Genomic DNA, 22,133 nt, shown 5'->3' with positions numbered 1-22,133 from the left:
GTATATATGAAATTAAATATAGCCTTATTGGCAGGAGATGGAATTGGTCCCGAAGTAATAGATCAAGCTGTAAAAGTATCTAATGCAGTCGCTACGAAATTTAATCATGAAATAAACTGGACGCCGGCACTAACTGGTGCTGCAGCTATTGATGCGGTCGGGGAACCTTATCCAGAAGAAACCCATGCCATATGCGATGCAGCGGACGCTGTGTTATTTGGTGCCATTGGCCATCCTCGTTTTGACAATGACCCTTCTGCGAAAGTACGTCCAGAACAAGGTTTGCTTAAAATGAGGCAAAAACTAGGACTTTTCGCTAATGTTAGACCTACGTTTACCTTTCCTTCATTAATCGATAAGTCTCCCTTAAAAAGAGAACGTATTGAGGGTACCGACCTGATTATACTAAGAGAGTTAACGGGAGGTGTTTATTTTGGTGAAAGAGGTAGAAAAGACAATGGCAATACCGCTTTTGATACTATGACGTATACCCGTGCTGAGATTCAGCGTTTGGCAAAAAAGGGTTTTGAAATGGCCATGGGTCGCTCAAAAAGGCTTTGTTGTGTTGATAAGGCCAACGTATTGGAATCTTCCCGTCTCTGGAGAGAAACGGTACAGGCTATGGAGAAGGACTATCCTGAGGTAGAAGTTTCTTATGAATTTGTTGATGCCGTTGCCATGCGCTTGGTGCAATGGCCAAGCGACTATGATGTTATTATTACCGAAAACCTTTTTGGTGATATTCTAACTGATGAAGCTTCTGTAATTTCAGGTTCTATGGGATTAATGCCTTCTGCATCTGTAGGAGAGAAATCCAAATTGTATGAGCCTATCCATGGATCTTATCCACAGGCCGCAGATAAGGATATTGCCAATCCGTTGGCTACTGTTTTATCCGCAGCTATGCTTTTTGAAGATTTTGATTTAAAGAATGAAGCTGAAGCAATAAGAACTGTAGTAAATAAGTCCTTAGCTGAAGGTGTTGTCACTGAAGATCTTTCCGAAGGTGGAAAAGCTTATAAAACCAGTGAAGTTGGAGACTGGTTGGCTGAGAATTTATAAAAATACATTAGGAATAAAAAAAAGGGGGCATTTTGTTAAAAATGCCCCCTTTTTTATTTGATCTCTAGAAAAATATTTTTCTCACACCTCCAGATTTATCAATTCAAACAGTCTATTCATCAATTCTTAAAGTTAAAAATGTAAGCTTTTCCTAGTTTCATAGGATACAGTTCAATTTGGATTTACAGCAGCGCCCCTATTGTTTAACCAAACCTATGCTACAATATGAAACAAGGCTGCAAAATCCGTTTGCCATTTTTTGTTCTTCCAATATTTTTAATTCTCCCCTGCCACAAAGAAGGGTATTATCCTAAAAAGCCAGGTATTCCTGAAAAGACAAAAGCCTAAGATGAGTTGTTAGAGGGAAAAATAGAAAAGTACCATTAAGGTTGGGGTTAATAATTGACCTAACTAACTTATTTATAATACTATGAAAAACACAACTCTAATTACCCTACTATTTTTAATTCTGGCTTGTGGTCCCGAGGCTCCCATGTTTGATAGGCAATATGTTATTCAAAACAGCTCTTCTTTTCAAATTGTCCTGCAATTCTATAAAAATGGCGAACCCAGCAGGTATAATGAGACTTTATTAAATACATCCAACCAATTGGAAGGCTCAGTGCTTACTAGAAGCGGAGGACCTTGGGATGACCTTGCAAAGGAGCAACTAATAGATAATCCTGTAGCATCTCTTGAAGCAGATTCTATAACTGTAATTTTCAATAAAGAAAAAAAAGCAACGTACACAATTGAATTCATGCAAACGGGAGTTCCTGCTTTCAATCCAGCCAACAGAAATTTATTAAGAGACACGGACTATGTCTCAATCGGTAAAGACAAATTCCTTTTTCAAATAACGGATAGTGATTATGAGGGTGCAGAACCTTGTATTGGAGATTGTAATTAGGACATATTATATGTTCGTTTTTTTATCAGAAACTTTAAAAATGAAAATACATTTTCTATTATTTAGCTTGCTTTTTACTATTATAACTTTTTCACAAAACAAAGCTCTCAAAATCACAAATTCTACCCTACAAAAACAAATAATTATAAAAGAACATAAACGGATAAGACTAAAGACTAAAAATGGAGAACGCTTATCGGGTAGGTTTGCAATTTTGGACAAAAACTATATTCTCATAAAACATAGAAAAGTAGCAATCGATGAAATTATAAAACTGAAACGGAATCCTCTGCTTGCTTCTATTATTATTAGTGGATTTTTCTATTATAATGCTGCTACGGCACTTACAGTGGGGTTTCTTATTTATGTTATCACTCAAAATTCAGCTGCAATTCTATTATCCATACCTGCCGCTACTTTTATCTATGGAGGTATAAAACCACCAAACCTCTTAAAAGGTCATAAAATAAAAAAGAATTGGAAATATGAAATAATTACCATTCCCGATTCCTGAGCACCTTCCAAAAGACTACTACAAAATATAATCGGTACTCAGAAAATTGCTCACTTTTGCTTCCAACAATTGCTCAATGGTTTCATTGTTCAGTTCATTATCCTTAAACGCAACAAAAGTCCGGATGGAGAAAGACCGTAATGCATCATGAACACTTAAAGTAGATTGAGCAGAATCCTTTCTCCCGGTAAACGGGTAAACATCTGGGCCTCTTTGACAAGAACTGTTCAAATTAACTCTACAGACCAAATTAGCAAGCGTATCAATCAAAGGTGATAAGGTATACACATCTTTTCCAAACAAGCTTACCTGTTGACCATAATTAGACTCAGCCATATCATCCAACGGCTCTTCTATATCTTTAAAAGAAACCACGGGAATAATAGGTCCAAATTGCTCTTCTTCATACACTCTCATGTCTTTGGAGACGGGGTATAAAACTGCTGGCCAGATATAATTATCTGATTGTTTTCCACCTTTTTTATTTTTTATTTTGGCCCCTTTACCTTTGGCATCATCCAATAATTCTTGAATGTAAGCCGGTTTTCCAGGTTCTGGCAAGGGTGTTAATTTAACACCATCATCCCATGGGTTCCCAAATTTTAATGCGTCAACTTTTTCTGAGAACCGTTTTAAGAATTCATCTTTTACATCTTCATGTACATAAACCACTTTTAATGCGGTACAACGTTGCCCGTTAAACGAAAGTGTTCCGGCCAAACATTCATTTATGGTTAAATCCAAATCTGCATCTGGCAAAATAATAGCTGGGTTTTTAGCCTCAAGTCCCAACACTAATCTCAATCGGTTACTTTTTGGATGTTGGTCTTGTAAAGCATTGGCAGATTTGCTGTTTCCAATCAAAGCCAATACGTCTACCTTACCTGTTTTCATAATAGGAGCCGCTACCGCTCTACCCCTTCCAAACAAAATATTAACAACGCCTTTTGGAAAACTGCTCTGAAAAGCATCCAACAGCGGGGTTATTAATAAGACTCCATGCTTGGCTGGCTTAAAAACTGTGGTGTTTCCCATAATGATTGCGGGAATCAATAATGCAAAGGTTTCATTTAAAGGGTAATTGTATGGTCCTAGGCATAAAACCACACCCAATGGTCCTCTTCGGATATGAGCATATACGCCATCATGTTTTTGAAACTTTGCAGAATCGCGATCTAGTTTTTTATAATCCTCAATGGTATCATAAATGTATTCAACGGTACGATCAAATTCCTTTTGCGAGTCTGGCAATGATTTTCCAATTTCCCACATTAAGAGCTTTACCACCTCCTCTCTCTTCCCCTCCATTTTTTTTACAAAAGACTCCATACATTCAATACGGTCTTTTACCTTCATGGTTGGCCAGACACCCTGACCTTGATTATAAGCTCCCACTGCTGCATCCAAAGCTTCTAATGCTTCAGTTTCCCCCATATCTGGAATGCTTCCTAAAACGGTATGTGCGTATTCTTCTGTAGAAGAGATTGTTGATATTACTGTAGTATTGTTCCCTTCCCACTCCTTTAATTCACCATTTACCAAATAGGTCTTTTGATGTATTTTTGATGTAATTTGGAATTCTTCAGGTATTGCTGTTTTAACTGGCATAATCCTATGCTTTTAATTTATAGTTAACACTGTTTATTAGCTTAAATTTCACACGAAGCTAATACAAAAATGGCTTAAAACCTCTTTATTTTCAACGGTTTAACTACGAAAACGTTTTAGTTCAACCTTTATCAGAAAAGATTTTAAAATTGTTATATCGATTATACCAAATATTGAAAAAGATCTGGTTTGTTATTGAGATAATCTCCAAAAAAATTATTGATTTTCATTCGTTTGATCAATGGTTTCAAATCTTCAGAAGACTTTAATTCAATCCCAACAATTGCAGGTGCATTTTCCCTGCTCGATTTTTTAGAATATTCAAAATGCGTGATATCATCATCTGGCCCCAAAATATCTGCTACAAATTCTTTTAACGCTCCTGGGCGTTGCGGAAAACGAATGATGAAATAATGTTTTAAATTACTATACAACAAAGCTCTTTCCTTTATCTCTGCTGTACGTGTAATGTCGTTGTTACTGCCACTAACAATACACACCACCGTTTTGTCTTTTATTTCGTCTTTAAAATCATCTAAGGCAGTAATGGTTAAAGCTCCGGCCGGTTCAACCACAATGGCATCTCTGTTGTATAAATCCAAAATAGTCTGACATACCTTTCCTTCTGGAACAGTTTCCATCTTGTGCAGATAGTCTCTACAAATAGGAAAAGTGTATTGCCCAACTTTCTGAACCGCTGCACCATCGATAAACTTATCAATTTGAGGCAGTTCAATCAATTCTCCTTTTTCCATGGACGTTTTCATAGAGGGAGCACCTTCGGGTTCTATACCAATGATTTTGGTTTTGGGAGATAGCGCTTGAAACGTACCACATAGTCCAGATGCCAATCCTCCCCCACCTACAGCAACAAAAACGTAATCTATTGGTTTTTCTGATTGGTTTAATAGCTCCAATCCAATAGTAGCCTGGCCTTCTATTGTTTTGGTATCATCAAAAGGATGAACAAAGGTTTTATCATGTTCGTTGCAAAACAACTTAGCCGCCTTTTGGGAATCATCAAAAGTATCCCCTTCCAACACCACTTTTATCCAGTCCCCACCAAACATTCTGGTTTGGTCTATCTTTTGTTTTGGAGTAACCGCAGGCATAAAAATGGTTCCTTTAACCCCTAAGTGGTTGCAAGCAAATGCAACTCCCTGTGCATGGTTTCCCGCACTGGCGCAAACCACACCATTTTTTAGCTCTTCCTTGGTAAGAGAGCTTATCTTATTAAAAGCACCGCGGATCTTATAACTTCTTACACGTTGTAAATCCTCTCTCTTGAGCAGAATGTTGGCATCATACTTCTTTGAGTAACGAATACTTTGCTGCAAGGGAGTTTCACCCGCAACCTGCTTAATGATATCGGCAGCCTCATAAATATCAGCTATCTGCGGAAAATATGTAGCTGCCGTTTCTTTCATCTGGTTATTGGTTCCCAATTTAACTGAAACTCAAATCTAAGCTATGGGTTTCATAGCTGTCATTGATTCTCTCAATCTTGTACCTACAATTTCGACAGGGTGTTCACGCAAAGCCTTGTTCACCGCAATAAGTTTAACATTGTCAACACCATTATCTTTTCCATCACCATACTTTTTGCCAATGATATCAGTGTCGACCGTTTTCATGAAATCTGACAATAAAGGCTTACAGGCATGGTCAAATAAATAACAACCATATTCCGCTGTATCGGATATTACACGATTCATTTCGAACAATTTTTTACGTGCTATAGTATTAGCAATCAAAGGTGTCTCATGCAAAGATTCGTAGTAGGCTGATTCATCTATAATTCCAGATTCAGTCATAGTTTCAAAAGCCAACTCAACTCCTGACTTCACAAAAGCCACCATTAACACCCCATTGTCATAGAATTCTTGTTCTGATATTGCATCTGCGCTTGCAGGAGTTTTTTCAAAAGATGTTTCACCAGTCGCTGATCTCCAATCCAATAAATTCTTATCATCATTGGCCCAATCTTCCATCATAGTCTTAGAAAAATGACCGCTCATAATATCGTCCATATGCTTTTGAAATAAAGGACGCATAATTTCCTTTAATTCTTCGGCCAAATCAAAAGCTTTTATTTTGGCAGGGTTGGACAATCTATCCATCATATTGGTGATTCCTCCATGTTTTAATCCTTCGGTAATGGTTTCCCATCCATACTGAATCAATTTTGAAGCATATCCCGCATCAATTCCTTTCTCCAACATCTTATCAAAAGACAAAATGGAACCTGTTTGCAATAATCCACAAAGAATGGTTTGCTCTCCCATTAAATCTGATTTTACTTCTGCAACAAAAGAAGACTCCAATACTCCCGCTTTATGCCCACCTGTGCCAGCAGCATATGCTTTTGCTTGTGCCAACCCTTTACCTTCAGGGTCGTTTTCTGGGTGTACCGCAATCAAGGTAGGCACTCCAAAACCTCTCTTGTATTCTTCGCGAACCTCAGAACCAGGGCTCTTAGGTGCAACCATAATTACAGTAAGGTCTTTTCTAATCTGCATTCCTTCTTCTACAATGTTAAACCCATGGGAATAGGAAAGTGTAGCCCCATTTTTCATTAAAGGCATTACCATGCTAACAACATTGGTATGTTGCTTATCTGGTGTAAGATTGATAACCAAATCAGCAGAAGGAATCAATTCTTCATAGGTACCTACATTAAAGTTATTCTCTTTGGCATTTTTATAGGATTGCCTTTGCTCTTTAATTGCAGCTTCCCTTAAGGTATACGAAATATCCAGCCCCGAATCCCTCATATTCAAGCCTTGGTTTAAGCCTTGGGCACCACAGCCTACAATTACAATTTTCTTTCCTTTCAACGCAGTAACACCATCAGCAAATTCACTGGAATCCATGAATCTGCATTTTCCCAACTGTTCCAATTTATCCCGTAGTGATAGCGTATTAAAATAATTTGTCATTTTTAGTTTTTGATTTTGTGCTATTTATTGATTTTGAAATTCTTCTAAAATACTTGTTATTGGCATTGTAGCCTTACTTACTGCAATTCTACCTGAGCGGACAAATTGCATAATTCCGTATGGTTCTAGAGCATCATGCATTTCATCAATTTCATGACGGCGTCCTGTTTTGGCCAAAACAAAAAAGTCCCTGGCCACGGTTACAATTTGTGAATTGCTTTCTTTGATAATGTTCTGAATCTGTCTTTCATCAAACAATAGATCTGATGCTATCTTAAACAAGGCAGATTCTTGATAAATGGTTTCATCATCTGTGTGATAGTAAGCTTTTATCACTTCTACTTGCTTCTCTATCTGACCTACTATTTTTCTCACCCAATCCTCTGGAGCAACTACAACTATAGTAAATTTAGAAACATTCTCTATTTCTGATTTAGAGACATTTAAACTTTCTATATTAATGTGTCTCTTTAAGAATATTCCCGATATTCTATTTAATAATCCAACATTGTTCTCTGAATAAACCGAGATGGTGTACCATTGCTTTTCCATACCTATTTTGTTTTCACGGCAACTACTACTCCCGTTGACCAGTCCATTTTTGTAATTGTAAAATCTTCCTTTGCTTCCAATACTTCGATTAATGAAGATGCATTGTGTTCGTGACCCGCAGGCCAATTGGTTTGTTTCCGCATATCATCAATCACATAAAAGCCTCCAACCTTAACCAGTTTCAACACTTCATCCAAACAGCTATACTTTCCCGGCCATGCATCTGCAAAGATTAAATCGAATCTTTCTCCCTTGTATTGAGGCAACCACTTATCTCCATCAGCACAAATTAGTTGGAGTCTCTCCTCTTCTTTAAAAAAGTGCCTTGCTATTTCAATAAGTTCATTATCATTATCAATGCTTATTAACTCTGAATTCCTGTCCATTCCTTCTAACATCCATGCCAGAGATAAACTCATCCCAGTTCCCAATTCTAAAAAACGGCCATTTGGTTTAGAAGAAATCAATGTTTTCAGAAATGTCCCAATGTACATATCCGAAGGCATGGTAAATCCTACTTCCTTGCACTTGACAAGTAATTCAGGGTACACTTGTGGTGTATCTAAAATATTGGCTTGATTCATCTTACTTGAGTCTGATATCTGAAACAGAAGCTCCTGAAGGAATCATTGGAAACACATTGTCTTCTTTCTCAACCTTTACTTCCAAAAAGTAAGGGTCTTTGGATGCTATCATCTCTGCAACTGCTTCTTTTAATTCTGAGCGCTCCACAACTCTTCTCGATTTAATATGATAGCCCTCTGCAATTTTCACAAAATCAGGGTTTACCATTACCGTTGAAGCATATCTACTTTCAAAGAAAAGCTCTTGCCACTGCCGTACCATACCTAAATGGTCGTTGTTCAATACTACAATTTTAACCGGAACATTATGTTGAAAGATCACTCCCAGCTCTTGAATTGTCATTTGATAACCACCATCTCCAATAACAGCAACCACTTCGCGGTCCATTGCTCCCATTTTGGCACCTATTGCCGCTGGTAATGCAAACCCCATAGTTCCCAATCCTCCAGAAGTTATATTGCTCTTGGATTGTTTAAACTTGGCATATCTGCAGGCAATCATTTGGTGCTGCCCCACATCTGTAACGATGACAGCCTTATGTTTTGAGGAAATATTGATTTGCTCAATAACCTCACCCATTGTAAGCCCCTCTTTTGTAGGTGTCACATCATCTTTGATTACAGTATCGTATTCGATTTGATATCTCTTATCAAACTCAGCCTTCCATGTGGCATGCTCATTTTTATTGACCAAAGGAAGTAATAAATCCAAGGTCTGTTTAGCGTTTCCTAAAACAGCCACGTCAGCTTTCACATTTTTATTGATTTCCGCAGGGTCAATTTCAAAATGAATCACTTTTGCTTGTTTGGCATAAGTGTCCAAACTACCTGTTACCCTATCATCAAAGCGCATTCCTATAGCAATAAGTAAATCACATTCATTGGTCAATACATTTGGGCCATAGTTACCATGCATTCCTACCATACCTACATTTAGCGGATGATCAGTGTCCATTGCTGACAGCCCTAAAATGGTCCAAGCCGCTGGAATTCCAGCTTTTTCCACCAACGCTTTCAATTCGTCTTCTGCCTCACCTAATATTACTCCTTGCCCAAAAACTATATAGGGTCTTTTTGCATTATTGATGAGCTCAGCAGCTGCCTCAATTGCTTTTACGTTTGGTTCTGGAACGGGTTTATAACTACGAACACCCTTGCATTTTTCGTAAGTAAAATCCAATTCGTCAAACTGAGCATTCTTGGTGATGTCTATCAATACCGGACCTGGTCTGCCAGATTTAGCAATGTAAAAAGCCTTTGCTATAATCTCAGGAATCTCACTAGCCTTGGTAACTTGATAGTTCCATTTGGTGACTGGCGTAGATATTCCAACAATATCCGTCTCCTGAAAGGCATCCGAACCCAATAAATGTCTGGGAACTTGACCAGTTATGCACACCATTGGCGTTGAGTCTATTTGGGCATCTGCCAATCCAGTGACCAGATTTGTGGCACCAGGACCTGAAGTTGCCATAGCGACTCCTACTTTTCCGCTAACTCTTGCATAACCCTGCGCAGCATGGGTAGCTCCTTGTTCGTGTCTGGTTAAGATATGTGTTAATTTATCCTGAAACTTGTATAGCTCATCATATACGGGCATAATTGCTCCACCTGGATATCCGTAGATTAAATCCACTCCTTCTGCCAACAAACAATGTATTATAGCTTCAGCACCACTTATTCGCATAGCAGTGCCTTTTTCAGAATCTTTCTTTTGTGCCTTTAATGTTTCCATAAGCGTACTATTCTGGAGGGTTAAATTCCTCCTAAAATCCCTAATTATTATTAAATCAAATCAGTTACACAACCTTGCGAGGCTGATGAAACCGTTTTGGCATATTTGTATAAACTTCCTTTTTTAACCTTTAAAGGTGGTTGTACCCATTTTTCCTTTCTACTTGCCAATTCTTCATCTGAAACAGCCATAGAAATACTGTTTTTCTCTGCATCAATGGTAATAATATCTCCATCCTTCACTAATCCTATAGCACCACCGTCCTGTGCTTCGGGGGCTATGTGACCTACTACAAAACCATGGGTGCCTCCAGAGAATCTTCCGTCAGTAATCAAAGCAACATCCTTCCCCAGTCCAACTCCCATAATTGCTGCCGTAGGTTTTAGCATTTCCGGCATTCCTGGGCCTCCTTTTGGTCCTTCATACCTAATAACCACAACATCTCCTTTTTTCACCAATCCATCTCGGATACCATCATTCGCATCAAACTCACCCTCAAAAACCTTTGCGGGTCCTGAAAAATGCAATCCTTCTTTACCTGTAATCTTTGCTACTGCTCCTTCAACGGCAAGGTTACCGTGCAGTATTCTAAGATGTCCTGTTTCTTTGATTGGGTTTTCTAAATCTTTTACAACTTCTTGCCCTGCTGTTAAATCAGGGACATTGGCTAAATTTTCAGCTACTGTTTTTCCCGTTACTGTAAGACAATCTCCATGCAACATATTATGCTTTAACATGAACTTCATAACCGCAGGAACTCCTCCCACATGGTGCAAGTCTTCCATTAAATATTTACCACTTGGTTTTAAATCTGCCAAGAAAGGTGTGGTATCACTAATCCTTTGGAAATCTGCCAATCCAAAATCGATTTCTGCCGCTTTTGCAATTGCCAAGAAATGAAGTACAGCATTTGTAGAACCACCTAGTATGGTTATTAATCGTACTGCATTTTCCAAAGATTTTTTACTGATGATATCGCTTGGTTTGATATCATTTTCCAACAAATGTCTTAGCGCTTTTCCAGAATCAATACAATCTTGTTTCTTTTTGTCACCAACCGCCGGGTTTGAAGAATTGTAAGGCAATGCCATTCCTAGAGCCTCAATGGCCGAAGCCATAGTATTTGCTGTATACATTCCACCACAAGCACCTGCTCCAGGGCATGCATTTTGAATTACACTTTTATATTCTGCTTCATTTATGGTTCCCGCTACTTTCTCTCCCCAAGCTTCAAATGCAGATACCACATCCAGTTTTCTGTCTTTTAAACATCCTGATGCTATTGTACCTCCATATACTAAAACAGAAGGCCTATTTAAACGAATCATGGCCATAAGTGCTCCTGGCATATTCTTATCACATCCGACAACAGTTGCCAACCCATCATAATTCATTGCCTGAACAACCGTCTCCATAGAATCGGCAATAATATCTCTAGATGGAAGTGAATAGCGCATACCGTAAGTTCCCATGGAAATACCATCACTAACACCAATGGTATTAAAAATTAGGCCCACTAGATTCCCTTGTTGCGTACCTTCTTTAACATAAGTAGACAACTCATTTAAGTGCATGTTGCAAGGATTGCCTTCATAGCCCGTACTTCCTATGCCTACCAACGGTTTTTTTAAATCTTCTTCCGTTAATCCTATGGCATGCAACATAGCCTGCGCTGCAGGTTGTGTTGGGTCTTGGGTAACATTTTTACTATACTTATTCAATTCCATTAATATATTTCTTTCGAATCCGGTTTTTTGTTGAATTTACTCTTATAATCAAAGATAGATGTTTCAAAAACTCAATAATTTTAACAGTTAAAGGTGTTCTAAATTCATTTAAAAAAAAATTTACATATTCAATTGTCTTTCAGTTAGTTATACTGATTTAAAATCCTATATCCATTTAGTTTTATTGACCGCATAAAAAAAGCCTGTATCGTTTTTGATACAGGCTTTTTAAATTAATAGCATAGCTGTATCATTCCATGTTTGGAATAATAATGACCACGTTATTAATTAAATCTTTTGTTTTCACAATTCAATGATACAAAAAATATTTAATTGAAACTACATTTGGGTATCTTTAACCATATGGAAAAAACAGTTACCCAAGCTATACAACATAGACGTTCTGTGCGAATTTTTAAAAGTGATGTTGAATTAGATGCCAATGTGGTGCGACAATGTATTGAAAACGCCGTTTTAGCGCCGACCAGCAGCAATATGCAGCTTTGGGAATTTTATCATATTACCAAAAAAGATGTTTTAAACAAATTGACCAAGGCATGTTTGGGTCAAAATGCCGCTAAAACTGCACAACAAATGATTGTTGTAGTAACTCGAAAAGATTTATGGCGTAAAAGAGCAAAGGCCAATCTTGATTTTCTTGAATTAGCTTATGAAAAGAAGCCTAAAGAAGAATACACCCGTAGAGAAAAGTTTGCACTGGCATACTATAAAAAACTTATTCCCTCTGTTTATTTTGATTTTTTGGGGATTTTTGGATGGTTGAAATATTTCATTTTTCAAGTTGCAGGTTTTTTCAAACCCACCTACCGCCAAGTTAGAGCGTCTGATATGCGCATAGTAGCACATAAAAGTGCGGGGTTGGCTGCTCAAAATTTTATGATCAGTATGGCTGCCAATGGTTATGATACTTGCCCAATGGAAGGTAGTGACACTTTATTGGTTAAACGTGCATTAGACTTACCGCGAGGTTCCGAAATAAACATGGTCATAGGTTGCGGGGTTCGCGATGAAAAAGGAGTATACGGCCCTCGTTTTAGGATTCCATTTGAAGAAGTTTACAAACAACTCTAGGCTTTATACAAGTTTAAAGGAAAAAGTATCTCCAAACTTTTTTTGTGCCAATACATTTATGGAAGCTTCTGATAGCTGCAGTATTCTAGGGTATCCCCCTGTTGTTTGACCATCTTTCATTAAAATGATTAATCTACCAGCTGGTGTAAACTGGACGGTTCCCGGTATTGTTCCAGAGGTAAGCATAGAATTTTTATGGCCCTCAATAAGTTCAGAAAGTTGGTATGCCATTCTGTTATTTTCTTTCGATACAGAAAAAGGTTTTGAAAAAAGAGAAGCCAATTGGTTGTCTGATAACATAGAGAATTCTGGCCCTTTATAAACTTCCAAATAATCCAGATCAAAATGGTTCTCCATTTTAATTTCTGAAATTATGGGGTTAAAAGAAATCGTTTCTTCATAATCAATTTCATTTCTGTCTTTAAGGCATCTGCCTTTTGTTACTGGAAAATATTGGGAACGACTCCCTAAAACTTTAGTCGTTCTAAAGCCTCCCTTTATAGCCAAATAACTTCTAAACCCATTCTCTAGTTTACCATAGGAAAGAATATCGCCTTTTAGAACTTTAATGACTTGATAGTTTTCAATGGGTTCATTATTTAATGTAGGAGACAAATATGCTCCCGACAAACAGATATAGGTTGGGGATTCAAATAATACGGTAGGCCCCGTCATCGTAATCTCCATAACCGCAGCGTCTGCTTCATTGTCCAAGAGTAAATTCGCTTTCTTTACCGAATGGCTATCCATTGCACCAGAAATAGGAACTCCTATATCTCTATAGCCAAGCCTTCCCAAGTCTTGTATACTAGTAAAAAATCCTGATTTTAAAACCTTAAGCATTTAAAGAGATTTTTTCAGGTTTGTATATGCCAACTTCGCCTTCAATCTTACGCAAATCGTATTCTGCTCTTGATATCTTATAGAACTGTATCTTATCTCCGACATTAACAAAACAGGGCTTTTCCAGTTTAGGGTTAAAGATGGGAATTGGACAACTTCCAATAATGTTCCAACCTCCAGGTGAATCCTGAGGATAAATACCCGTTTGTTTACTTGCCAGACCTACGGATCCTTTAGAAACGCATAACCTTGGTTCTTTTCGTCTTGGAATTTCCAATGCTGTAGGCAAACCTCCTAAATACATAAACCCAGGTAAAAAACCTATTCCATAAACTGTGTATTTGTTTGAGGTATGAAGTTCTACGAGTTCTTCAATGGACAATTTCAGTGTTTTGGAGACTTCTTCCATATCAATTCCGAACTCGGAATCATAACATACGGGAATCCTCCATAAAAATCGTTCATTTTTGATTTTAGAATCTTTTCGATTTGAATAGCATTCCAAAATTAGCTTTTCAATAGTTTCGAAATCAATGTCCTTTTTAGAATTAATCAATGTTAATGAATTGTATGCAGCGGACATTTCCCAGTCGGGCAAATTCAACGTTTTAAAACAATCAACTAATTGAAGGATCTCTTCTAATATGGACTCATCCACATTATTGGGCCATTCTACAAGAACTGCTCTCTGGCCATACGGTTTGATGTTAATGGGGTAACTTTTCACCTTTGTAACGCTACCCTATATGTGGGTAATTCTTGAGAAAGATACATCAATATTTTCAATGCTGAAGGGGTATCTCCATGAATGCATATTGTATCTGCTTTTATCTTTATTTTTTCACCTGTAGATACTTTTACGTTTCCTTCTTTTATGATTGGTAGAATGTGCTGTAACACTTTTTCTGGTTCTTGGATAAGAGCATCATCAAGTTTTCTTGATACTAGACTTAAGTCCTTGTTATAATTTCTATCCCCAAAAGCTTCATACATCAATTTAAACCCTTTTTCCGCTGCAATACTTGCTATGATTGACCCATATGGAACATATAGATAGACTTTACTTCTATATTCCTTTATTGCATTCAGATAGAGTTCAGCAAGTTTATCATTCTTTGCGGTCTCATTGTACAAAGCGCCATGGGCTTTAATATGATGAAGTTGTACTGTTTCTTTTTTAAGGACTCCTTCAAATGTTCTTAATTGGTTTAATATACTTTCTCTTAATTCTGAATCTGAAATCGTCATCACTTCCCTACCAAAATTGGTTCTATCTGGGTACGAGGGATGAGCTCCTACTTTTACATCGCAATTTCTTGCCAACTTAACTACCTCCATCATACTTGATAAATCACCCGCATGTCCTCCACAAGCTATGTTGCATGTACAAATTAAAGGCAGTAGTTCTGCTTCATTACCTACTCCCTCGCCTACATCACAGTTAATGTTAATGGTCCAATTTTTCATCTAGAACAAGCCAATTACTTTCAGTATGCTTTTTACTCCCAAGAAAATAGCGAATCCAACTATTACAAATCCCAATACATTTTGAAGGAGCGAATTCTTATGGACCCCCATAACAGTTTTCTTGTTTACAATCCATAGCAAGAGCATGGCCATTACGGGAAGTAAGATTCCATTGGCTACTTGGGCAAATTGTATCACCTGAATTGGTTTTATATCAAACGACAAGAAAAAAACACCGAAAAACAATACTACGGACCATATTAACTTGAATTTTTTGTTTTTCATCCCTCCATCCCAGCCAAAACAACTACTTGCCACAAAAGCGGCAGCCAGCGGAGCGGTTATTGCAGAGGTAATTCCTGCAGCTAAAAGACCAATACCCATAAAGTAAATAGCTGATTTCCCAAACAAAGGCTCAAGACCTTTTGCCATATCCATAACATTGGTAACATCTTGTAGTGGAGCCGCTGAAGCAGTAATGAGTATTGCAACGGACACTAACCCTCCTAATGCAATTGAAATTATGGTATCCCATTTTACAGCCTTGAGCTCGCTTTTAGATTTCCACTTTTCCTTAGCCAAGGATGCATGTAAAAACAGATTATAAGGTACTACAGTAGTACCAACCAATGCAATTACTGTTAGCAAACTCCCTTCTGGCAATCCTGGAATAAACATACCCTTTAAAATTTCGAATACAGAAGGTCCGGTTAAAATTGCACTGACCACAAAACTAACTCCCATAATACCGACAAGGCCAACAAAGACTTTTTCCAATGTTTTATAGCTACTGAACCATAAAAGAAGAAATGCAAAACCGCCAATTAAAAGCGGATAAAAAGAAGCAAACCCCTGTCCAAATAGACCTTCCAGTCCTAACGTAGCTCCGCCTATGTTTCCAGCTTCATATGCCGCATTGCCAACAAGTATAGCTCCTAAAACAATCCCAATTATTGTATTTTTTATCCATTTAATTTTCAATTCATCTTTAATAACATCCACAAGACCATTCTGCGACACTACCCCTATCCTACCGGCCATTTCTTGAAGTATTATTGTAGCTAAAATGGACAATAATACTGCCCAAATAAGCGTATAGCCAAACCGAACTCCTGCTAAAGTGCATACGGTTATTGTACCAGGCCCAACAAAAGCTGCTGCAACTAATACCCCTGGCCCTATTTTCTTAAACATATTCCTTGTTGTTTTCCGTTCTTCAAATTAAAGGGTTTTATCCCAAACAGTGCATTTCATCCAAAAAAATGCATTTCATCTAAAAATGGGATGCTTTACATCGATTTTTTATACGAATATGAAAATGTCAAAGTTATAATAGTCCCAAATCAAATAATTGACCTAAACTTGACCGATACTCATGAAGTGTAAGGACTGTGATAAAGCTATCGGGTATCAACAGCATAAAGAATCCATGGGTTCTTTAGGCGTTGAACTCTGTGAGAGACATACCCGACTAATTAAAAAAATCATTCTAGATAATAATACCTCTGTTGAGGCCATTCAACTTTTTTACGCACTAAAAGTTGCTGGCGCCAATCCTATGTTAGAATGGTGGGATGGAAAAAAATCTGTGGATATTGCAATATCTAGGGTAAAACTTAACATTGAAATTGACAATGATTATAACATGATTACCCACGAACAGGCAATAAATGACTTAGAAGAAGCTATGCACTCTTTTAAGAATGGATTTACAACAGTAAGAATTCCGCATTTAGCAATAAAATACTATTTAGAAGATACGGTAGAGAATATCTTAGGGATAGTGACCGGTTTAAAGGCAAACATAAAAGCAATTTAATCGGAAAATAGAAGTTGTTTCCCCACATTGTTTTCCTTGTATTCCAAAATATTGATGATAATGGGCTCCTCGCCAATGTTTTCTAAATCATTGACGTATTTTTTACCCTTGAATTCCCAATACTCTGTATCTCCTGGGTCTAGTTTAACCATGTTTATTTTACCATTTCCATGACGTGTTAATGCTAGACCTCCCGTGGTACAAACCCAACTATAATTGGCATTATGGTTTCTAAACGGTATGCGCGCTCCTGGGTCAAGATGTAAATCCCAAAGTTTTACACTTTCATTTTCAAACACCAATCGTTCCCCAAGTGAATGGGTTATCTCTTGGTGCAGTAATTCATCTATCTTATCCTGTTCCCATGGATCAAAATTTCCTACGGGGTTCAATTCCACACATTGCATATTATACTCTTTTTCAGAAAACGGGTGCAAAAGTAGAGTAAAGCTGTTCTTAAAGTACAGAAAATGAAAGAATTAACTTAATTTTTGATGTTTTAGAGTCAATTTTATAGTTTACTTAAGAAATTGAGAATGAAATACTTAAAAAATATTTACAATGCTACTCTCTTTTATCTGTAATACTAAACTTACGATACCTAGTTCCAGCCATTTTGGTATAATGTCACTTAAAAGCTTGTTCAAGAGTGTTTGTTTTAGCATGAAGTGGAGCTTCGTCATATCTTAAAAAAACATGAGTATCACGCTATCCACCTCCTTTAATTAAGCCTAATTTTCTTATTATTCGATATTGCTGTAAGGGCTGCCAATTATTTATTTTTTGTACCTTTTTGACCATAATTCGTTGGATATGAAAAATATAGATAGAAGACATTGGCTTAAGATCGTAGGATTATCAAGTGGTTTTGCTCTTTTAGGGCCATTAGACACTATCGCTAGAGATTTTGAGGCAAGGCCTTTTAAGGTAGATGGTGTAGTAAAACTAAATTCCAATGAAAATCCCTTTGGACCTTCCAAAGAGGTTAGGACAGCTATTACCCAAGCTTTTGATGTAGCATGTCGTTACCCCTTTAAGGCATTGTCAGAACTGGTTGAAATGATTGCAGAAAAAGAAGGTGTGCCCAAAAATCATATTGTTGTCACTGGAGGTTCTACAGAAGGACTCCATGCAACAGGACTTACATATGGTCTTGGTGGTAGAGAAATCATTGCAGCTGATCCTACCTTTCAAGCCATGTTGAGATATGCAGAGAATTTTGGAGCACATGTACATAGAGTACCCGTAAATGCGAATATGGAGCATGATCTTGAAGCAATGGCCAAAAGGGTTAATAATAGAACTGGCCTTATTTTTATCTGTAACCCCAATAATCCTACTGGTACTTTGTTGAACAAATCTGAGTTATCGGATTTTTGTACATCAATGGACAACAAAGCCATGATATTTAGTGATGAGGCCTACTATGATTTCATTACAGAACCCGACTACCCTTCCATGGTGGAATTGGTTAAAAAAGGACGTAATATTATTGTTTCCAAAACTTTTTCTAAAGTTTATGGTATGGCCGGACTTCGCATTGGTTATCTTGTTGCAAGGCCTGACATTGCGGATAGATTAAAATCCAGTGTAATGGCCAACACAAATATATTGGCCATTGAAGCTGCTAAAATGGCACTGAAAGATGATGATTTCTATAAGTTTAGCTTGTTAAAAAATACTGAGGCTAAAAACTATTTATACAGCCGTTTTTCAGAAATGGGCCTAGAATACATGCCATCACATACTAATTTTGTGTTTTTTAAAACAGGTAGAGATATCCACGAAATTAATGCTGCCATGAAAAAGGAAAATGTACTTATAGGAAGGCCTTTCCCTCCCATGTACAATTGGGCTCGGATAAGTACTGGAACCATGCAGGAAATGGAGGTTTTTATTCAAGCATTGAAGAAGGTGATGGCATAGTTCTATCTACCCCAACCACCCTTCCCTATCTAGACTTCGGTATTGAATTGCTTCTGATATATGATTAACCAATATATTCTCGGTATTCTCTAAATCAGCTATTGTTCTTGCTACTTTTAGAATTCTGTCATACGCTCTGGCTGAAAGATTCAATCGCTCCATAGCGTTTTTGAGCAATTCTTTGGAAGCCTTGTCCAAAACGCAAAACTCCCTGATCTGTTTGGTATTCATTTGTGCATTGTAATGCACCTGTTCTAAATTGGAAAATCTTTTCGTTTGAACATCCCGTGCAACTATTACTCTTTTTCGAATTTCAACACTACTCTCCCCTTTTCTTTCATCCGATAACTTTTCAAAAGGTACTGGAGTGACTTCAATATGAATATCGATCCTGTCCAATAAAGGACCTGAAATTTTACCCAAATATCGCTGCATCTCCATTGGTGATGAGGTTACAGGAGCATTAGGGTCATTAAAATATCCGCTAGGACTGGGATTCATGCTAGCAACCAACATAAAACTACTGGGATAGGTTACCGTAAATTTTGCTCTTGCAATGGTTACTTCCCTATCCTCCATGGGTTGCCGCATCACCTCCAACACACGCCGTTCAAACTCCGGAAGTTCATCCAAAAACAAAACGCCATTGTGAGATAAAGAAATTTCTCCAGGTTGAGGATAACTTCCCCCTCCCACTAAAGCAGCGCTGCTAATGGTATGATGTGGGTTTCTAAAAGGGCGTTGACTCATTAATCCCATGTTCTTCACTTTACCAACTACACTATGAATTTTTGTGGTTTCCAATGCTTCATATAAGGTCATTGGTGGCAGGATAGATGGCAATCGTTTGGCCAACATGGTCTTTCCTGCTCCTGGTGGTCCAATTAAAATAATGTTGTGCCCTCCCGCTGCAGCAATTTCCATACAACGTTTTATACTTTCTTGTCCCTTTACATCTGAAAAATCGAATTCTGGAAAGTTTAAACACTTAAAAAACTCTTCTCTTGTATTTACCTTGGTTTGCTCTATAGGTTTATCAGTATCAAAATAATCTATTACCTCTATAATGTTTTCAACCCCATAAACTTCTAAATCCCCAACAATGGCAGCTTCTTTTGCATTTTCCTTTGGCAGTATAAATCCTTTAAAACCATCCTCTTGCGCTTTTATGGCAATAGGCAATGCGCCTCTTATAGGCTGTAGCCCGCCATCTAATGACAATTCGCCCATAATTAAATACTTATCTATATCCTTGGACTGTATTTGATTGGAAGCTGCAAGTATTCCCAAGGCCAAAGTTAGGTCATAGGCAGAACCTTCCTTTCGTAAATCGGCCGGAGCCATATTGATGGTGACTTTCTTCCCAGGGATTTTATAACCATTGTTTTGAAGTGCTGCCGCAATACGATAATTACTTTCTTTTATAGCATTATCTGGAAGGCCTACCAAGTGGTAACCTATTCCTTTGTTCACATTTACTTCTACGGTTATTGTTGTAGCTTCAACACCAAAAACCGCACTGCCATAAACTTTTACGAGCATATAGGTTTAAAAGAAAAATCATATTAGATAAGATGCGCAATGTATTTAATCCTATCTAACCACAATTTTCTTTTTGACGGATACCGGCTTTCCAGTTGACGTAAACCCTTCTAGAACCAACTCATAATCCCCAGCTACATCAGATGTGTAAAATGTTACTTCTTTTTTTCCATTAGATATATCCAATTTAGGAACCCAAAGCAATTGATGTCTAAAATCGGGGACACGATCTTGCTTTCCTTCATCTGAATACTCCTGTGAGAAATATTCCTTATTGGATTGCGGTTTAAACAGTTCCACATTCACAATATGGGGAGTAAAAAAATCATCGTAAAAACCACCCTCAATTGTTTTAAAAGAGATAATACCTTGAAACAACTGTGACCCTAAAATAACCTTATCTCTTGAAAAGCTTATTGTTTTGATCTTCTTGGCACTATAATCCATAAAATCTTCGTGCTTCTTAATAAAAAGACCATCAACAAAAACCATTGGTAAAAGACTAGCATCTGTATAGCCAATTTCTGGTCTAACTTCAAAAACTCGGTTGCCATTATCCAATTTCCTAATCCCAACTTGATCTACAACCTCAACTATAGTTTCTGGTATACTATTGAATCTTGTATAATCATCTAAATCATAAACTGTTGTAAATTTTCTATAAAAAGGCTGCACATGGCTTGCAGGGGTAATAGCATCAGCCTTAACTTCTTGATAAGCATTCTCTATTTGGTTTTGAATGCTTTTTTCAAGCATATAGTCTTTCATTTCTTTGGTAAGAACAAAATCTGTAAACTCCATTCCTTCGGAATCAATTTTTTCTTCATCCATACTGATTTCATAAAGATCCCAATCATCTGACAAAACTTGAATAGCAGCTGTTGCATTGTCATATTCTCTATCAACGATGAATCTAAATCTCCCGTCGTCGTCAGAATTGGCCACTTTGAGCAAATACTTATCACCAGGTAATGACAAGGATATTCTTTTATCCTTAACTGGAAGTTTTGTTTCTTTATTTCTAATTACCCCAGTAATCGTTTCACCCCTTAACTCAGGTATTTTAGCATCAATTCCTGTCTTAACGCCTGTGGAACCTTTTTTAAGCAACTCTTTATAAAATGTACCTGAAGTTAATTGAGCAGGTGCCGAAAAAGAGTCTATTTTTCTCACGGAAATAGCATAACTGCCATTATTGGCAGCAGCATCTATACCAGAAACATTCAATACCATTTTTTCCCTTTTCCCTGCTGTAGGTTTGTCAATAGTCAAACTGACAAAGGAACTGTTAACTTCGGGTACATTTGTATTTAGCGGCATGAGAGTGCTCTTTTTGGAAACAACTGCTTGTAAGGAGTCTATTGGTTGCTCCAAATAAGAATCCGGAGTGGCTTGGTACGGATTAACAATATAGATATCTGATTGAAAGAAATGTTCTTTCCCAAAGTTTTTCATCCATTCCGAATAGCCTAATAACCTATAACTACCTGTGGGAACGGAAGTAGGTACAAAAAAATTGCCATAGCCCGAACCACCTGTGAGGCGTACTTTATGTTTAAAAACTGCATTTCCCTCTTTGTCTACTAAAGCAACATAACCCATTTTACTGATGCTACTGAGTTTTCTATTGACATTATCCAAGCTATAAAACTTATACAACAGATGTTCTCCAGAGAACAAGAAAGATTCATTGTAATGCAGATAAACACTTTCCTGTGGAATGTTCGTCAAGTTGACATTTGCTGTTGATTGAGCTTTTAGACCCAAGGAAACAAGAGCCAATAAAATGATTGTAATTGTAAGTTTTTTCATA

At 37.4% G+C, this 22,133-nt stretch carries 20 protein-coding genes; 6 read left to right on the top strand and 14 right to left on the bottom strand.

The annotated features are described in order from the left end of the window. Window positions 1-6: 6 nt before the first annotated feature. The 3 genes from leuB (at window position 7) to LV704_RS17205 (ending at window position 2,486) form a co-directional block, all read left to right on the top strand. Window positions 7-1,062 carry a 3-isopropylmalate dehydrogenase gene (gene leuB / locus LV704_RS17215; protein WP_163422525.1) on the top strand — a complete coding sequence of 352 codons (1,056 nt, stop codon included), beginning with the start codon at window positions 7-9 and terminating at the stop codon, window positions 1,060-1,062. A 430-nt stretch (window positions 1,063-1,492) separates the two neighbouring features. Next, on the top strand, window positions 1,493-1,972 hold the full coding sequence (locus LV704_RS17210) for a hypothetical protein (RefSeq protein ID WP_163422526.1): 480 nt from the start codon (window positions 1,493-1,495) through the stop codon (window positions 1,970-1,972). Between the two features lie 40 nt (window positions 1,973-2,012). Further along, entirely contained in the window at window positions 2,013-2,486 is a 474-nt protein-coding gene (locus tag LV704_RS17205) for a hypothetical protein (protein WP_163422527.1), read from the top strand. A gap of 18 nt (window positions 2,487-2,504) precedes the next feature. Here the strand turns inward: LV704_RS17205 and LV704_RS17200 are convergent, their stop codons facing one another. The 7 genes from LV704_RS17200 to ilvD form a co-directional block, all read right to left on the bottom strand. After that, window positions 2,505-4,094 (bottom strand): NADP-dependent glyceraldehyde-3-phosphate dehydrogenase, encoded by a 1,590-nt coding sequence (locus LV704_RS17200; RefSeq protein WP_163422528.1) that lies wholly within the window; start codon window positions 4,092-4,094, stop codon window positions 2,505-2,507. A 161-nt stretch (window positions 4,095-4,255) separates the two neighbouring features. Next, window positions 4,256-5,521 (bottom strand): threonine ammonia-lyase, encoded by a 1,266-nt coding sequence (gene ilvA, locus LV704_RS17195; RefSeq protein WP_163422529.1) that lies wholly within the window; start codon window positions 5,519-5,521, stop codon window positions 4,256-4,258. A 36-nt stretch (window positions 5,522-5,557) separates the two neighbouring features. After that, window positions 5,558-7,033, bottom strand: a complete 1,476-nt coding sequence (ilvC, locus tag LV704_RS17190) for a ketol-acid reductoisomerase (RefSeq protein WP_163422530.1) — start codon at window positions 7,031-7,033, stop codon at window positions 5,558-5,560. A gap of 24 nt (window positions 7,034-7,057) precedes the next feature. Further along, complete coding sequence (gene ilvN / locus LV704_RS17185; RefSeq protein WP_163422531.1) at window positions 7,058-7,585, bottom strand: acetolactate synthase small subunit; 528 nt, start codon at window positions 7,583-7,585, stop codon at window positions 7,058-7,060. Window positions 7,586-7,587: 2 nt separating this feature from the next. Then, window positions 7,588-8,169, bottom strand: coding sequence for an O-methyltransferase (locus LV704_RS17180; protein ID WP_163422532.1), 582 nt, complete (start codon window positions 8,167-8,169; stop codon window positions 7,588-7,590). Between the two features lies 1 nt (window position 8,170). After that, window positions 8,171-9,904 (bottom strand): biosynthetic-type acetolactate synthase large subunit, encoded by a 1,734-nt coding sequence (gene ilvB / locus LV704_RS17175; protein WP_163422533.1) that lies wholly within the window; start codon window positions 9,902-9,904, stop codon window positions 8,171-8,173. A gap of 50 nt (window positions 9,905-9,954) precedes the next feature. After that, complete coding sequence (gene ilvD / locus LV704_RS17170) at window positions 9,955-11,631, bottom strand: dihydroxy-acid dehydratase (RefSeq protein ID WP_163422534.1); 1,677 nt, start codon at window positions 11,629-11,631, stop codon at window positions 9,955-9,957. Window positions 11,632-11,964: 333 nt separating this feature from the next. Between ilvD and LV704_RS17165 the strand changes: the two genes are divergently transcribed. Then, a complete protein-coding gene (locus LV704_RS17165) occupies window positions 11,965-12,723 on the top strand; it encodes a nitroreductase family protein (protein ID WP_370636036.1) in 759 nt (252 codons plus the stop codon). Window positions 12,724-12,726: 3 nt separating this feature from the next. On the opposite strand, the gene LV704_RS17160 is transcribed toward LV704_RS17165, so the two are convergent. From LV704_RS17160 to LV704_RS17145, 4 genes are read right to left on the bottom strand one after another with little or no spacing between them, the layout of a single operon-like run. Then, the gene (locus tag LV704_RS17160; RefSeq protein WP_163422535.1) at window positions 12,727-13,566 is read right to left on the bottom strand and encodes a biotin-dependent carboxyltransferase family protein; all 840 of its coding nucleotides are present in this window, start codon (window positions 13,564-13,566) and stop codon (window positions 12,727-12,729) included. Then, on the bottom strand, window positions 13,559-14,293 hold the full coding sequence (gene pxpB / locus LV704_RS17155; protein ID WP_163422536.1) for a 5-oxoprolinase subunit PxpB: 735 nt from the start codon (window positions 14,291-14,293) through the stop codon (window positions 13,559-13,561). Before pxpB ends, LV704_RS17160 begins: the two co-directional genes overlap by 8 nt. Further along, window positions 14,290-15,033: a 5-oxoprolinase subunit PxpA gene (pxpA, locus tag LV704_RS17150; RefSeq protein ID WP_163422537.1), complete on the bottom strand. Its 744-nt coding sequence runs from the start codon at window positions 15,031-15,033 to the stop codon at window positions 14,290-14,292. The genes pxpB and pxpA overlap by 4 nt, the downstream gene beginning before the upstream one ends. Beyond that, window positions 15,034-16,227 carry an Nramp family divalent metal transporter gene (locus LV704_RS17145; RefSeq protein ID WP_163422538.1) on the bottom strand — a complete coding sequence of 398 codons (1,194 nt, stop codon included), beginning with the start codon at window positions 16,225-16,227 and terminating at the stop codon, window positions 15,034-15,036. It lies immediately after the preceding gene. 181 nt (window positions 16,228-16,408) lie between these two features. On the opposite strand from LV704_RS17145, the gene LV704_RS17140 reads away from it, so the two are divergent. Next, window positions 16,409-16,852, top strand: a complete 444-nt coding sequence (locus LV704_RS17140; RefSeq protein ID WP_163422539.1) for a hypothetical protein — start codon at window positions 16,409-16,411, stop codon at window positions 16,850-16,852. Here LV704_RS17140 and LV704_RS17135 read toward each other — a convergent pair. Then, on the bottom strand, window positions 16,849-17,259 hold the full coding sequence (locus tag LV704_RS17135; protein WP_163422540.1) for a hypothetical protein: 411 nt from the start codon (window positions 17,257-17,259) through the stop codon (window positions 16,849-16,851). The genes LV704_RS17140 and LV704_RS17135 overlap by 4 nt on opposite strands. Before the next feature lie 406 nt (window positions 17,260-17,665). On the opposite strand from LV704_RS17135, the gene LV704_RS17130 reads away from it, so the two are divergent. Further along, window positions 17,666-18,778: a histidinol-phosphate transaminase gene (locus LV704_RS17130; protein ID WP_163422541.1), complete on the top strand. Its 1,113-nt coding sequence runs from the start codon at window positions 17,666-17,668 to the stop codon at window positions 18,776-18,778. Window positions 18,779-18,784: 6 nt separating this feature from the next. Here LV704_RS17130 and LV704_RS17125 read toward each other — a convergent pair whose 3' ends face one another. Both LV704_RS17125 and LV704_RS17120 read right to left on the bottom strand, forming a co-directional pair. Then, complete coding sequence (locus tag LV704_RS17125) at window positions 18,785-20,320, bottom strand: YifB family Mg chelatase-like AAA ATPase (RefSeq protein WP_163422542.1); 1,536 nt, start codon at window positions 20,318-20,320, stop codon at window positions 18,785-18,787. Window positions 20,321-20,371: 51 nt separating this feature from the next. After that, on the bottom strand, window positions 20,372-22,132 hold the full coding sequence (locus LV704_RS17120) for a hypothetical protein (RefSeq protein WP_163422543.1): 1,761 nt from the start codon (window positions 22,130-22,132) through the stop codon (window positions 20,372-20,374). Window position 22,133: the final 1 nt, after the last annotated feature.

Origin of the sequence: Flagellimonas sp. CMM7 (assembly GCF_021390195.1) — a bacterium.
Lineage (GTDB): Bacteria > Bacteroidota > Bacteroidia > Flavobacteriales > Flavobacteriaceae > Flagellimonas.
This window is presented reverse-complemented; position numbering and strand designations above follow the sequence as displayed.

Bases quoted from the DNA above. Each gene is read 5' to 3' on its own strand.
- ilvB (WP_163422533.1), bottom strand. From the start codon at position 9,904: ATGGAAACATTAAAGGCACAAAAGAAAGATTCTGAAAAAGGCACTGCT.
- ilvN (WP_163422531.1), bottom strand. From the start codon at position 7,585: ATGGAAAAGCAATGGTACACCATCTCGGTTTATTCAGAGAACAATGTT.
- LV704_RS17140 (WP_163422539.1), top strand. From the start codon at position 16,409: ATGAAGTGTAAGGACTGTGATAAAGCTATCGGGTATCAACAGCATAAA.
- ilvA (WP_163422529.1), bottom strand. From the start codon at position 5,521: ATGAAAGAAACGGCAGCTACATATTTTCCGCAGATAGCTGATATTTAT.
- LV704_RS17120 (WP_163422543.1), bottom strand. From the start codon at position 22,132: ATGAAAAAACTTACAATTACAATCATTTTATTGGCTCTTGTTTCCTTG.
- ilvC (WP_163422530.1), bottom strand. From the start codon at position 7,033: ATGACAAATTATTTTAATACGCTATCACTACGGGATAAATTGGAACAG.
- ilvD (WP_163422534.1), bottom strand. From the start codon at position 11,631: ATGGAATTGAATAAGTATAGTAAAAATGTTACCCAAGACCCAACACAA.
- LV704_RS17180 (WP_163422532.1), bottom strand. From the start codon at position 8,169: ATGAATCAAGCCAATATTTTAGATACACCACAAGTGTACCCTGAATTA.
- leuB (WP_163422525.1), top strand. From the start codon at position 7: ATGAAATTAAATATAGCCTTATTGGCAGGAGATGGAATTGGTCCCGAA.
- LV704_RS17130 (WP_163422541.1), top strand. From the start codon at position 17,666: ATGAAAAATATAGATAGAAGACATTGGCTTAAGATCGTAGGATTATCA.
- pxpA (WP_163422537.1), bottom strand. From the start codon at position 15,033: ATGAAAAATTGGACCATTAACATTAACTGTGATGTAGGCGAGGGAGTA.
- LV704_RS17205 (WP_163422527.1), top strand. From the start codon at position 2,013: ATGAAAATACATTTTCTATTATTTAGCTTGCTTTTTACTATTATAACT.
- LV704_RS17145 (WP_163422538.1), bottom strand. From the start codon at position 16,227: ATGTTTAAGAAAATAGGGCCAGGGGTATTAGTTGCAGCAGCTTTTGTT.
- LV704_RS17200 (WP_163422528.1), bottom strand. From the start codon at position 4,094: ATGCCAGTTAAAACAGCAATACCTGAAGAATTCCAAATTACATCAAAA.
- LV704_RS17160 (WP_163422535.1), bottom strand. From the start codon at position 13,566: ATGCTTAAGGTTTTAAAATCAGGATTTTTTACTAGTATACAAGACTTG.
- LV704_RS17135 (WP_163422540.1), bottom strand. From the start codon at position 17,259: ATGCAATGTGTGGAATTGAACCCCGTAGGAAATTTTGATCCATGGGAA.
- LV704_RS17125 (WP_163422542.1), bottom strand. From the start codon at position 20,320: ATGCTCGTAAAAGTTTATGGCAGTGCGGTTTTTGGTGTTGAAGCTACA.
- LV704_RS17210 (WP_163422526.1), top strand. From the start codon at position 1,493: ATGAAAAACACAACTCTAATTACCCTACTATTTTTAATTCTGGCTTGT.